This window comes from Aeromonas sp. QDB17 (assembly GCF_027705305.1).
GTDB lineage: Bacteria > Pseudomonadota > Gammaproteobacteria > Enterobacterales > Aeromonadaceae > Aeromonas > Aeromonas caviae.
In genome coordinates, this window is record NZ_JAPDBP010000012.1 from 82,639 (window position 1) to 95,473 (window position 12,835).

Here is a 12,835-nt window from a genome sequence, read left to right on the forward strand (position 1 = left end):
GAGAACGGCCAGCAGCAGAGCTAGCATCGCGATGCGTTGTTTCATGCCGTTTCTCCTTCTTTCATGTCGGTGGGGCGCAGGCCGCGCAGGGCCCATACCAGCCGTTGTCTGGCGGCCTCGGGGTTGTCTATCTGGCTGAGAAAGGGGGCGGCCTGTTCGGGCAGCCAGCCGAGCTGGCGACCGCTGCCGGCGATCACCAGCGGCAGGCCGACCGACCCCATGATGAAGATCATCAGCTGGAGCGGGTGACCCGCGACCAGCGACCCTTCCGCCTGTGCCATCCGTACCTGCTCGATCAGCAGCAGGGGATGACGGCGCGGCAGACTGAGCAGAAAGCGCTGGGCCGCCCCTTCACCCGCCAAGGCATCGCCAAACAGGTGGTTGATGAAGCCGCGCTGGCGCGCCACCAGCCCGATCAGCGCCTCCATGGTCGCCTCGAACATGGCGATGGCAGAGGAGTAGGAGCCTTTGGCTGCCACCGCCTTGAGCTCGTCATAGAGGGGGGCGTACCAGAGCTCGACCAACTCGTCGATAAAGGCGTCGCGGTTGCCGAAGTGGTAGACGAAGGAGCCGAGGTTCACCTCGGCCGCTGCCGCCAGCTCGCGCACCGTCAGGCCGCGCAGCCCTTTCTCGGTGGCGATGGCGAGGCCGGTATCGAGCAGTTTCTGACGGGTGGGGTGCATCTGGCTGGCGCTCCTGGTGTATGCATTTTGTACGCAATTATACGACCGTATAAAAAATGCGGAAGCGGGTGGCAGGATCTTTTTGCCCGCAATGTGATCCGCCCCGCTCTGAGGGGCCGTGATCCCCGTCCGGCAGGGGGAAGGATCTACCGCTTGCGCCCAAGCCACAGGCATGTCGGTGTGACGGGATGGTGAAAGGCGCTTCAGGCCCCGGGTGCGGGCGCCCGGGCCACAAGAGGCTGGTGATGGAGCCGGGAGCTGCCTGACCCGGATCAGGGGGTGTCGGTGGCCCCGGTGTGATAGGGGGGCCGGGCGCAGGTGTCCCGTATCAGGGCGCGCAGCCAGCGGTGGCCCGGATCGGCATCCTGACTGGGGTGCCAGAGCAGGGCGACCCGGATCCCTGGCAGAGCGAAGGGCAGTGGCAGGGTGACCAGATCGCCGAGCAGGCTGGCGCAGTGCAGGTGCGGCACCGTCGCCACCAGATTGCTCTCCCTGACCAGGGCCAGCGCCGTCGCAAACCCGGGAACCAGGGTGGTGATGGTGCGTCTCTTCCCCTGGCCTGCGAGGATCTCGTCGATGGGGCTGTGAGGCTGGCCCCGGCGGGAGACCAGCACGTGGCGCGCGGCGGCATAGCGCGCCACGGTCAGGGTGCCGTCGCAGAGGGGGTGGTCCGGGTGCACCACGGCGACGAAGTGGTCCTGGAACAGGGCCTGGGTGCGTAGCTCAGGGGCCGTGGTGGCGCCGATGACTCCGGTCTCGAAGTCCAGCTCGCCACGGCGCAGGGGGCCGCTCTCCTTGTCGGGTTTGGCCAGAAAGTGCAGCCGCACCCCTGGGGCCTCGACGGCGAGGCGCGCCAGCAGGGCGGGGCCCACCGCTTCCACGAAGCCGTCGCTGGATCGCAGGCGGAAGGTGCGCTCCAGGCTCGCCGGGTCTACTTCCTGCTGGGGGCGCAGCACGGCCCGGGTCTCCTGAACCAGGCGGGCGACCTCATCCCGCAGGATCTGCGCCCGGGGGGTGGGGATCAGGCCGCGTCCCGCCCGCACGAGCAGCGGATCCCCCGTGGTCTCCCGCAGCCTTGCCAGGGCCCGGCTCATGGCGGAAGCACTCAGGCCTAGCCGTCTGGCGGCGCCCGCCACACTGCCCTCTTCCAGCAGGGCATCCAGGGTGATCAGCAGGTTGAAATCCGGGGTCATGGTCGTCTCCTCGCAGGCGGCGCCTGACGGGCCGACTCCTTCATGATACGCGAGTTGCCGTCTCTTCATATGGCGTCTGGTGCAACTATAAGCTGCAATCCGTGCGTCTTCCGCCTTGTCACTACCCCCGTTAGCCTGAGTGCATCATCACTTGCCGGAGAGACTGCCATGTCAACACCACTTCTTGTTTCCCCTCCCGTGACGCGCCGTCTTGGTCTCGCGGGGCTCGGGCTCGCCACCCTGCTACCCATGCTGGCGGGCAGCATGGCCAACCTGGTGCTGCTTGCCCTGGGGCAGGACTTCGGCGTGCCCTTCGCCAGCCTGCAATGGGTGCTGGTGGCCTACCTGCTTGGGATCACCAGTCTGACGGTGGTGGCGGGCCGGCTGGGCGATCGTCTGGGGCGGCGTCGCGTGCTGCTCTGGGGGACCGGGGTCTTTGCGCTGGCTTCCCTGCTGTGCGCCCTGGCCCCTTCCATTGGCTGGCTCATTGCCGCTCGCATCCTGCAAGGGGCCGGTGCGGCCTGCATGCTGGTGCTCTCGCTGGCCATGGCAGGAGAGCTGGTGCCGCCAGCCCGACGGGGCTGGAGCATGGGATTGCTCGGCACCCTGTCGGCCTGCGGCACGGCGCTCGGCCCCTCCTTTGGCGGCCTGTTGATCGGCGGATTTGGCTGGCAGGCTCCCTTCCTGCTGCTGCTCCCCCTGGCGTTGCTGGCGCTGGGGTGTGCCTGGCGCGATCTGCCCCGGGATGAGGCGGGCTCTGCCGAGGGAGGCCTCCCGCTCACCAGTCTGTTGCTGCTGGTGACGGCGCTGCTCTGCTACGGGCTGGCACTGACCCGGGGCAGCCCACTCGGGGTCTGGCCGGGGATAGGGGCGCTCGTCGCCATGGTGCTCTTCGTGCGTGCCGACTCGGGCGCCCGTCGCCCCCTGCTGCCCCTGGCGCTGTTGGGGGCGTCCAGGCGAAGAGGCGGGATCATCGCCAGTGCGCTAGTGGCCAGCGTCATGGTGGCGACTTTGCTGATCGGTCCTTTCTACCTGCACGGCGCCTTTGCCCTCGACATGGGGACGGTGGGGCTGATGATCTCCATGGGCCCCCTGCTGGCGGCACTGTCCGGCATGCCCGCCGGCTGGCTGGTGGACAGGGTGGGGGCGAACCCTGTGGTGCGCCTCGGCCTGGGACTCATGGTGGTGGCCGCCGTCTTGCTGGCCTTGCTGGACAGGGCGCTCGGGCCCCTCGGCTACCTGCTGCCCATCCTGCTGCTCACCGCCGGTTATGCCCTGTTCCAGACCGCCAACAACAGCGCCGTGGTGGGGGAGGCGGAGGGGGCGAGCCGGGGCGCCGTGGCCGGGCTGCTGACCCTGTCGCGCAACCTGGGCCAGCTGACGGGGGCGGCGGGGCTGGGGGGCCTGTTCGCCGCCCTGGCGGGGCGGCCCGATCTCGCCCTTGCGACGGCGGACGAGCTGGCGTTTGCCACCCGGGTCACCTTCGCCCTGACGGCCTTGCTGCTGATGAGTGCGCTCTGGTTGGCGGGAAGGGAGGAGCGTGCCGTGCAGGGTGATGTGGCCCGGGACGGCTGCGAGTCGGGAGAACGCTGAAAACGAAGACGCCTCCAGAGGGGAGGCGTCTTGCTATGGGATTGAGCAGGATAGTAAATCGCTCAGCTCCTTTTTATCGATCAACCTGTTACAGAATGAAGCGGCTCAGATCCTCGTCTTCAATCAGCTTGCCGAGGTGGGCATTGACGTAGTCGGTGTTGATGACGAAGGTCTCGCCGGACTTCTCGGAGGCGTCATAGGAGATGTCTTCCATCAGCCGCTCCATCACGGTGTGCAGACGACGGGCGCCGATGTTCTCGGTGCGCTCGTTGACCTGCCAGGCCGCTTCGGCCAGACGGCGGATGCCATCCTGGGTGAACTCGATGTTGACCCCTTCGGTGGCCATCAGCGCCTTGTACTGATCGGTCAGGGAGGCGTTCGGCTCGGTCAGGATGCGCTCGAAGTCTTCGGTGGTCAGGGCGGTCAGCTCGACCCGGATCGGCAGACGGCCCTGCAGCTCGGGGATGAGGTCGGATGGCTTGGCGATCTGGAAGGCACCGGAGGCGACAAACAGGATGTGATCGGTCTTGACCATGCCGTGCTTGGTGTTGACGGTGCAGCCCTCGACCAGCGGCAGCAGGTCGCGCTGAACCCCTTCACGGGAAACGTCCGGGCCCGAGCTCTCGCCGCGCTTGCAGATCTTGTCGATCTCGTCGAGGAAGACGATGCCATTGTTCTCGACGGAGGCGATGGCCTTCTGCTTCAGCTCTTCCGGGTTGACCAGGCGGGCTGCTTCTTCTTCGATCAGCGCCTTCATGGCCTCCTTGACCTTGATCTTGCGCTTCTTCTTCTGGTTCTGGCCCAGGTTCTGGAACAGCCCCTGCAACTGGTTGGCCATCTCTTCCATGCCCGGCGGGGTCATGATTTCGACACCCATGGGGGAGGCGGCCAGATCCAGCTCGATCTCTTTGTCATCCAGCTGACCTTCCCGCAGTTTCTTGCGGAAAATCTGGCGGGTGTTGGAGTTGTCGGCTTTCTCTTCCTCACCCCAGCTGTTGCGCGGGTTGGGCAGCAGGGCGTCGAGGATGCGCTCTTCGGCGGCTTCCTCGGCGCGGTATTTCATCTTCTCCATCTCGGTCTCGCGCACCAGCTTGATGGCGACATCGGTCAGATCGCGGATGATGCTGTCCACTTCCTTGCCCACATAGCCCACTTCGGTGAACTTGGTCGCTTCCACCTTGATGAAGGGGGCGTTGGCCAGCTTGGCCAGGCGACGGGCGATCTCGGTCTTGCCGACGCCGGTCGGGCCGATCATCAGGATGTTCTTCGGGGTCACCTCGTGGCGCATCTCCTCGGAGAGCTGCATCCGGCGCCAGCGGTTGCGCAGGGCGACGGCGACCGCGCGCTTGGCGTCGGCCTGACCAATGATGTGTCTGTCCAGCTCGTGGACGATTTCTCTCGGGGTCATCTCGGACATGATGGCGTTCCTGTATCCGGGGCAGGCAGGGCCCACCCCTTGGAAAATGGGGCGTCTGGCAAGGCGGCCTTATTTGGCGGCCCTATTTCGCCGACTTATTTAGCTGAATAATCCAGCACTTCGATGGTGTGGTTGCCGTTGGTGAACACACAGATGTCGCCCGCAATCTTGAGGGACTTCTCGACGATGCTCTTGGCGTCGAGCTCGGTGTTCTCCAGCAGGGCGATGGCGGCGGACTGGGCAAAGTTGCCGCCGCTGCCGATGGCGATGAGATCATGCTCCGGCTGCACCACGTCACCGTTGCCGGTGATGATGAAGGATTTGTGCTCGTCGGCGACGGCCAGCAGGGCCTCGAGGCGGCGCAGGGCGCGATCGGTGCGCCAGTCCTTGGCCAGCGCCACGGCGGCGCGCTCCAGGTTGCCCTGATGGGCCTGCAGTTTGGCTTCGAAGCGCTCGAGCAGGGTGAAGGCGTCGGCGGTGCCGCCGGCGAAACCAGCCAGTACCTTGCCGTTGTAGAGGCGATGAACCTTGCGGGCGTTGCCCTTCATGACGGTGTTGCCAAGAGAAACCTGGCCATCGCCACCGATGACGACCTGACCGTTGCGGCGAACTGAAACTATGGTAGTCACTTTACTTACCTCGCTTGAGCCGAATGACGGCCTGACTGTGCATGGAGGAAAAGATGGGGATGGCAAAACGGCTTTTCAAGCCTGTGCCGAGCACGGATCGCGGAGGAGGGATCGGGTGGGCGCGGGATGGCGCCAAAAGAAACAGGGCCAGGTGTTGCCACCCGGCCCTGTGCATGAACGCGGCGATCACCCCTTCTTGGGGATGCAGCCGCTGATGCCCGAGCCCTGCAGCTTGCGGTTGGCCGCGTCGGCCGCCGCCTTGCCGTTGAAGGGGCCCACCATCACCTTGTAGACGGCGCCACCGGCCCCGTTCACCACCTGCAGACTGGAGGAGAGCCCGGCGGTGAAGGCGATGCGCGCCTTGAGGGATTCTGCGGAATCCTGGGAGCGCAGGGCGGCACACTGCATCATGTAGCGGCCGCCGTCGGCGGCTGCGGTCTGTGCAGTCTGGGTCGCTGCCTTGGCCCTGGCGGCCTCGGCACGCTCCCGCTCCAGTTCGGCGCGGATCTCCCGCTCCATCCGCTCACGCTCGGCCTTCTGGTCGATCACCTGCTCCCGGGCGCTGGCGACCGGGGCACCGGTGGCCGGCTTGGCCGGTTGCACCGGTTGCGGCTTGTAGGGCTGTACCTGACCGATGGGGGTTCCCGGCTGGGGAATATCGGTCGCGACCGGCTTGGGCAGCTTCTCCGGTTGCAGGGTCATGGTCTCGGCAGGCGGGGGCGGCAGCACGCCCGGCTGGGGCGGCGGCTCTATGATGTCCACCTGCTTGTTCTCCAGCCGCTCAATGTAGCTCCACTTTTCCTGGGGCAGGGTATTGCCCTGTGCCTTGGGTTTGTTGGCCTTCACCTGCTCTTCGATGGTGGGGGCATCGGCGCCCTTGCCGTTGATGAGGTAGAGGAAGGCGCCGAAACCGACGACCAGGGCCCCGGCCAGCAGTGCCGGGATAACAGGAAAGCGGCGAGGGGCCGCTTTCTTGATGTTACGGCCACCCGCCCGTCGTCTCGGGCTGTTGCCGACGTAATCCCGGGTCGCCATCTATTACATGCGCTCCAGGGTGTGGATGCCCAGCACGCCCAGGCCCAGCTTGAGCACCTTGGCGGTGGCGGCGCACAGCAGCAGACGGCTCTGGCGGGTCGCCTCGTCCACGCCGTCCTTGTTGATCGGGCAGGCTTCGTAGAAGGTCATAAAGTTGCCAGACAATTCATAGAGATATGTGCACAGAAGGTGCGGCATCCCCTTGTCCGCCACGCCGTTGACCGCGTCGGAGAACTGGATCAGCTTCTGGGCCAGGGTCTCTTCGGCGTCTTCGCTCAGGACCACCTTGCCGCTCAGGGTATCGGCATCGACGCCAGCCTTGCGGAAGATGGACTGGATGCGGGTGTAGGCGTATTGCAGGTAGGGGGCGGTGTTGCCTTCAAACGACAGCATCAGATCCCAGTCGAAGATGTAGTCGGTGGTGCGGTTCTTGGAGAGATCCGCATACTTGACCGCGCCCATGGCGATGGCGTGCACCACCTGGGCCTTCTCTTCGGCAGAGAGGTCGCTGTTGCGGCTCTCCAGCAGGGCGCTGGCGCGCTCTTCCGCTTCGTTCAGCAGGTCGACCAGCTTGACGGTGCCGCCGGAGCGGGTCTTGTAGGGACGGCCGTCCTTGCCCAGCATCATGCCGAAGGCGTGGTGCTCGAGGGGCACGGATTCCGGCACATAGCCCGCCTTGCGGGTGATGGTCCAGGCCTGCATCAGGTGCTGGTGCTGACGGGAGTCGATGAAGTACATGACCCGGTCGGCGCCCAGGTTCTCGTAACGGTATTTGGCGCAGGCGATGTCGGTGGTGGTGTAGAGGAAACCGCCGTCGCTCTTCTGGATGATGACGCCCATGGGCTCGCCATCCTTGTTCTTGAACTCGTCCAGGAAGACCACGGTGGCCCCTTCGCTCTCGACTGCCAGCCCCTTGGCTTTCAGGTCGGCAACGATCTGCGGCAGCATGTCGTTGTACATGGACTCGCCCATGATGTCCTTGTTGGACAGGGAGATGTTCAGACGGTCGTAGTTGCGCTGGTTCTGCTCCATGGTCATGTCGACCAGCTTCTTCCACATGGTGCGGCAGTACTCATCGCCACCTTGCAGTTTCACCACGTAGTTGCGGGCGCGCTCGGCGAAGGCTTCGTCTTCGTCATAGTGACGCTTGGCCTGGGTGTAGAAGGCTTCCAGGTCCTTGAGCTCCATGTCGGAGGCGTGCTCGTTGGCCATCTTCTCCAGATAGGCGATCAGCATGCCGAACTGGGTGCCCCAGTCGCCGATGTGGTTGGCACGCACCACCTTGTGGCCCAGGAATTCGAGGGCGCGGGCGGCCACGTCACCGAGCACGGTGGAGCGGATGTGGTGCACCGCCATCTCCTTGGCCACGTTGGGGGCGGAGTAGTCCACCACCACGGTCTGCGGCGCCGGCAGCTTCACGTTGGCGTTGTCGGAGGTCACCATGGCTTCCACCTGACCGGCCAGCCAGCTCGGGTCGAAGAAGAAGTTGATGAAGCCGGGGCCGGCGATCTCGACCTTGGCGATCAGATCGGAGGCGGGCAGGTGCTCGATGATGGCAGCGGCCAGTTCGCGGGGGTTCTTGCGGGCCGGTTTGGCCAGCAGCATGGCCAGGTTGGTGGCCAGGTCGCCGTGAGCCTTCTCCTTGCATCGGTCTACTTGCACCCGGGCTTCCAGGTCGGCGGGCAGGACGCCTGCGGACTTGAGATTGGCTACCGTTTGTTCAAGTAGATGATGAATATGCTCTTTCATAACTGACCACCGAGGTTGCGCGTCGAAAAGTGACTGACTGGATAAGGGCGTGAATTTTACCCGCATCGGGCCGAGAAAACTATAGGAACGGCCCGCACCCGTGGGTGTGGCGGATATTTCACTGCGTTTTCCACCACATTGCAGGATATTGATTTGGGTAAGTGGTGGTTATCCATTTCTACTGCATAACGAAACGGCTTGTCCAGGCTATTTTCCCCTGATTATGACAGGGTTATTTATACCGATTCGATCTGAATGATCCCGCTTCCCGTGGCGGTCGTATCCTTTGAGGACGCCGTTGGAGGATGATTCCCATGACACTGGTACTGTTTCCACTCTCCGCTCACCTGCTGCCGGGCGGCATCATGCCGCTGCGCATCTTCGAGCCCAGATACCAGCGCATGATCGCCGAGTCCCGGGAGCGGGAGTTCGCGCTCTGCATGCTGGACCCCCGCCAGCCCGACGCGCTGCGCAACATGTACCCCATCGCCACCCGGGTGCGCATCATCGATTTCGATCTGCTGCCCGATGGTTTGCTCGGCATCACGGTGCTCGGGGTGGAGCGGGTGCGCATCACGGATCTCTGGCAGGAAGAGGACGGTCTGCGGGTCGGCGAGGTGGAGCCCCTGCCCCCCTGGCAGAGCGGCAGGCTCCAGGCGGATCAGCACTCCCTGGCCAAGGCGTTGCAGGACGTGTTCAACGACTATCCGGAGTACGCGGCCCTCTATCCGGAGCCGGACTGGGAGGATGCGAGCTGGGTCGCCCAGCGCTGGCTGGAGGTGCTGCCCATCCCGGTGGAGCAAAAACAGTGGCTGGTGGCGGCCAAGGACAACCAGCCCACCCTCTCCCTGCTGAGCGGTCTGCTGGTCGCGAGCCATTGAATTCCCCTTCCCGGTGATCCTTTTTCCTCGCTCACCGTATTGGGGGTGAACACCACACGCGAGGGATGGCGCAATGGCATATACTGGCCAACCACAATCGGCTCCACGCAGGACATCGCCCCCCATGGACAACCCAGACGGCGACCTCACATCTTTGCTGGTCCGGGTGGCCGAGCGTGCCGACAAGGCTGCCTTCGCCACCCTGTTCCACCACTTCGCGCCGCGCATCCGCAGCTACGGGCTGCGCCACCTCGGCAGCGAAGCCAACGCCATGGAACTGGTGCAGGAGACCATGCTGCTGGTCTGGCAGAAGGCACGGCTCTATCACCCCGACAAGGGCGCCGCCACCACCTGGATCTACACAGTGATGCGCAACCAGAGCTTTGACATGCTGCGCCGCCGCCGCGCCAGCAAGGAGGAGCTCTGCGCCGAGGAGATCTGGCCGTTGCTGGAGTTCCGGGCCGAAGAGGAGCACCTGAGCGGCGGTGAAGACGCGGTGCTGACCCGCCAGATGGCCCACTATGTCGCCACGCTGCCGGAGCCGCAGCAGCAGGTGGTGCGCGGCATCTACCTGCAGGAGCTCTCCCAGCAGGAGCTGGCCGACCGGCTCGGCGTGCCCCTTGGCACCATCAAGTCCCGGCTGCGGCTGGCACTACAGAAACTGAAGGAACAAGTGGAGCAAGGCCATGATTAAGACCCATCCGACTGAACCCATGCTGCGCGCCTTCGCCGCCGACGAGCTGCCTCTGCCGCTGGCCGTCGGTGTCTCCGCCCATTGCGAGTTCTGCCCCGAGTGCGCCGCCCGGGTGAAGGAATTTGAAGAGGCGCTGGCGTGCCAGCATCTCGCCCCTGACGCGCCGGACGAGGCGCTGCCCGCCGGATTCGATGCCATGCTGGCGGGCATACTGCAACAGCCGGTGGTGACGGAGGCGGCGCTCGCCCTTCCCGAGAGCCCGAGGCCAGAGCTCAGGGTGGCGGGTCACAGTTACCGGCTGCCGCGGGCATTGGCACGGTATCATGCCCCCAGGTGGCGTCATCTCGGGGCCATCCGTCAGGTCAGCCTGCCCCTGGACGAGATGGGGGCGCGGGCCAACCTGCTGCACATCGGGGCGGGGGGGCGGATCCCCGAGCACACCCACAAGGGATATGAGCTGACCCTGCTGCTGGCGGGCACCATCGAGGATGGCGACACCCGCTATCAGGCGGGGGACTTCATCTGGCGTGACGCCAGCCACGCCCACAGCCCCCGTACCCCGGACGGCTGCCTCTGTTACACGGTGCAGGATGCCCCCGTGCAGTTCACCAAGGGGCTGTCACGGCTGCTCAACGGCATCAGCCAGCACCTCTATTGAGTTGGGCTCACGGCGGCTCGGCGATAGCGGGCTGCTGCGCGACTGAGGCGGTATCACGGCAACAAAAAAGGGACCCTCGGGTCCCTTTTGTGTTGCTTGGCGGCGAAGCCCATCAGGCTACGAAGACCAGGTAGACGACGAAGGCCAGCAGGAAGCGGTAGATGGCGAACGGGATGAAGTCGAGACGACGGATCAGCGCCAGGAAGGTCTTGATGGCGACCATGGCCACCACGAAGGCGGTGACGAAGCCCACCGCAAACATGGGGAAGTCCGCCATGGAGAGGAAATCGCGGCTCTTGTAGAGATCCAGGCCGCTGGCCGCGATCATCATGGGTACCGCCATGATGAAGGAGAATTCCGCTGCCGCGTGGCGGCTGATGCCCATCAGCATGCCGCCGCTGATGGTGGCACCGGAGCGGGAGAAGCCGGGCCAGAGTGCCAGGCACTGGAACAGGCCGATGCCGAAGGCCTGCTTGTAGCTGATGTCGTCCAGGGTCTCCGCGGTCACGGCGGGGCGGAACTTTTCGGCGATGATGAGCAGGATGCCGCCGGCCACCAGGGCATACATCACGGTTTCCGGCCCGAACAGATTGGCCTTGATCCAGCTGTGGATGGCCAGCCCGACGACCACGGCGGGCAGCATGCCGAGGATGACGTGCACCAGGGAGAGGGTCGCGTGGCCCGGGGTCGGTTTCTGACCGAAGTGAATGCCGATGAGTCCGAACAGGCGGCGCCAGAACATGACGACCACTGCCAGGATGGAGCCGAGCTGGATCACCACCTCGAAGGTGGCGGCCTTGGGTCCTTCAAACCCGAGGAGGTGGCCGACGATGATCATGTGGCCGGTGGAGGAGACGGGGAGGAACTCGGTCAGGCCTTCCACTATGCCCAGCACAAAGGCGACGAACAGGGCGTAGGATTCGGTCATGGTGCAGATCTCTTGGTTATGGGGTCTGGATAAAATCAACCCCGAACGGGTCGGGGCGGCCAATGATGGCGGAAAATCGCGCGGGCAACCAGTGAATATTGGGGATTTCAGCGCCCTGTCCCGGCCGGGAAAGGGCGCTGGCGGACCATGCAGGGCGCGGCTTGAAGCATGTTGTCAGAAACCATGACTGCCCCGTCACGTTCTGACAGGGCAGTCACGCCAGATGCCCTCGTCTTTATGACCTTTTTGTGCTGTCAGGCCAGTATGGACAGGATTTTCTGTTGAAGATCATCGTCCAGGGGGGGCTGCCCCAGGGCGTCGACGGCGCTCCTTATCTGTTGGGGATGGCTGGCGCCGATCAGGGCGCAGCTCACCACGGGGTCGCGCAGCACCCATTGCAGTGCGAGTTGCGACAGGGACTGACCCCGTTGCAGGGCCAGTGCATGCAGGGCGCGGACGGTGGCGAGCTTCTCCTCGGTGATCTGGTCCGCCGTGAGGAAGGGGCTGGCACTGGCGGCACGCGAATCCGCGGGAATGCCTGCCAGGTAGCGATCGCTCAGCAGCCCTCCCGCCAGGGGCGAGAAGGCGACCACCCCCATGCCGTGCTCCCGGCAGGCCGGCAGGGTGTCGGGCTCAACATCGCGCTGGAACAGGGAGTATTTGAGCTGGTTGACCAGGCAGGGGGTGCCGAGCTCCGCCAGCCGGGCGGCAGCCTTGGCCGCGAGCGGGGCCGGGTAGTTGGAGAGGCCGATGTAGAGCGCCTTGCCCTGGCGCACCATCAGGGCCAGGGCCTGGCAGGTCTCCTCGAGCGGGGTGCGGGGATCCGGCCTGTGGTGATAGAAGATGTCCACGTAGTCGAGGCCCAGACGGCGCAGGCTCTGGTGCAGGCTGGCGAAGAGGTACTTGGCGCTGCCGCCATCGCCGTAAGGGCCGTCCCACATCACGTAGCCCGCCTTGCTGGCGATGATGAGCTCGTCCCGATAGGGAGCCAGGCTCCTCTTTAGCAGCGTGCCGAAGGTCAGTTCGGCAGATCCCGGTGGGGGCCCGTAGTTGTTGGCGAGATCGAAGTGGGTGATCCCCAGATCGAACGCCTGATGCACCATGGCCTTCGCGGTGGCGGGATCGCTCCCGGCGCCGAAGTTGTGCCAAAGGCCCAGACCGATGCCGGGCAGGCGCAGGCCGTGGCGGCCCGCCGGTCGGTAGGGCTGGCGCTGGTAGCGGTCGGGGGCGGCGAGGTAGTTGTCATCCATCACGGTGCGGTTCCTTGGGCTGGTGTGCAATGAGGAGCGACGGGCCCTGCGGCGGGCCTCACTCCGGCTGATTCGGCGGTGCCATCGGGGCCGGGGCCGCCATGACGTGGCGGCGCGCCCGTGCC

At 65.2% G+C, this 12,835-nt stretch carries 12 protein-coding genes; 4 read left to right on the forward strand and 8 right to left on the reverse strand.

Going from position 1 to position 12,835, the window contains the following annotated elements:
* Positions 1 to 41 precede the first annotated feature (41 nt).
* Positions 42 to 683: a TetR/AcrR family transcriptional regulator gene (locus OKC41_RS11825; RefSeq protein ID WP_201895009.1), complete on the reverse strand. Its 642-nt coding sequence runs from the start codon at positions 681 to 683 to the stop codon at positions 42 to 44.
* Between the two features lie 272 nt (positions 684 to 955).
* Complete coding sequence (locus tag OKC41_RS11830) at positions 956 to 1,876, reverse strand: LysR family transcriptional regulator (RefSeq protein ID WP_069652384.1); 921 nt, start codon at positions 1,874 to 1,876, stop codon at positions 956 to 958.
* 168 nt (positions 1,877 to 2,044) lie between these two features.
* Here OKC41_RS11830 and OKC41_RS11835 point away from each other — a divergent pair, with 168 nt between their 5' ends.
* Entirely contained in the window at positions 2,045 to 3,469 is a 1,425-nt protein-coding gene (locus OKC41_RS11835; RefSeq protein ID WP_201895010.1) for an MFS transporter, read from the forward strand.
* An 88-nt stretch (positions 3,470 to 3,557) separates the two neighbouring features.
* Here OKC41_RS11835 and hslU read toward each other — a convergent pair whose 3' ends face one another.
* The 4 genes from hslU to argS form a co-directional block, all read right to left on the reverse strand.
* Positions 3,558 to 4,886: an HslU--HslV peptidase ATPase subunit gene (hslU, locus tag OKC41_RS11840; protein ID WP_010676031.1), complete on the reverse strand. Its 1,329-nt coding sequence runs from the start codon at positions 4,884 to 4,886 to the stop codon at positions 3,558 to 3,560.
* Between the two features lie 95 nt (positions 4,887 to 4,981).
* Positions 4,982 to 5,515, reverse strand: coding sequence for an ATP-dependent protease subunit HslV (hslV, locus tag OKC41_RS11845; protein WP_005306539.1), 534 nt, complete (start codon positions 5,513 to 5,515; stop codon positions 4,982 to 4,984).
* Positions 5,516 to 5,701: 186 nt separating this feature from the next.
* A complete protein-coding gene (locus OKC41_RS11850; RefSeq protein WP_201895011.1) occupies positions 5,702 to 6,550 on the reverse strand; it encodes an SPOR domain-containing protein in 849 nt (282 codons plus the stop codon).
* A 3-nt stretch (positions 6,551 to 6,553) separates the two neighbouring features.
* Positions 6,554 to 8,299 carry an arginine--tRNA ligase gene (argS, locus tag OKC41_RS11855; RefSeq protein ID WP_010676028.1) on the reverse strand — a complete coding sequence of 582 codons (1,746 nt, stop codon included), beginning with the start codon at positions 8,297 to 8,299 and terminating at the stop codon, positions 6,554 to 6,556.
* A 314-nt stretch (positions 8,300 to 8,613) separates the two neighbouring features.
* Here argS and OKC41_RS11860 point away from each other — a divergent pair, with 314 nt between their 5' ends.
* From OKC41_RS11860 to OKC41_RS11870, 3 genes are all read left to right on the forward strand, one after another.
* Entirely contained in the window at positions 8,614 to 9,180 is a 567-nt protein-coding gene (locus OKC41_RS11860; RefSeq protein WP_010676027.1) for an LON peptidase substrate-binding domain-containing protein, read from the forward strand.
* Between the two features lie 124 nt (positions 9,181 to 9,304).
* The gene (locus tag OKC41_RS11865) at positions 9,305 to 9,874 is read left to right on the forward strand and encodes a sigma-70 family RNA polymerase sigma factor (RefSeq protein WP_010676026.1); all 570 of its coding nucleotides are present in this window, start codon (positions 9,305 to 9,307) and stop codon (positions 9,872 to 9,874) included.
* Entirely contained in the window at positions 9,867 to 10,532 is a 666-nt protein-coding gene (locus tag OKC41_RS11870) for a ChrR family anti-sigma-E factor (protein WP_270672052.1), read from the forward strand. Before OKC41_RS11865 ends, OKC41_RS11870 begins: the two co-directional genes overlap by 8 nt.
* 112 nt (positions 10,533 to 10,644) lie before the next feature.
* On the opposite strand, the gene bacA is transcribed toward OKC41_RS11870, so the two are convergent.
* Positions 10,645 to 11,460 (reverse strand): undecaprenyl-diphosphate phosphatase, encoded by an 816-nt coding sequence (gene bacA, locus OKC41_RS11875; RefSeq protein ID WP_010676024.1) that lies wholly within the window; start codon positions 11,458 to 11,460, stop codon positions 10,645 to 10,647.
* A gap of 254 nt (positions 11,461 to 11,714) precedes the next feature.
* Positions 11,715 to 12,710, reverse strand: coding sequence for an aldo/keto reductase (locus tag OKC41_RS11880; RefSeq protein ID WP_128296079.1), 996 nt, complete (start codon positions 12,708 to 12,710; stop codon positions 11,715 to 11,717).
* Between the last annotated feature and the right edge of the window lie 125 nt (positions 12,711 to 12,835).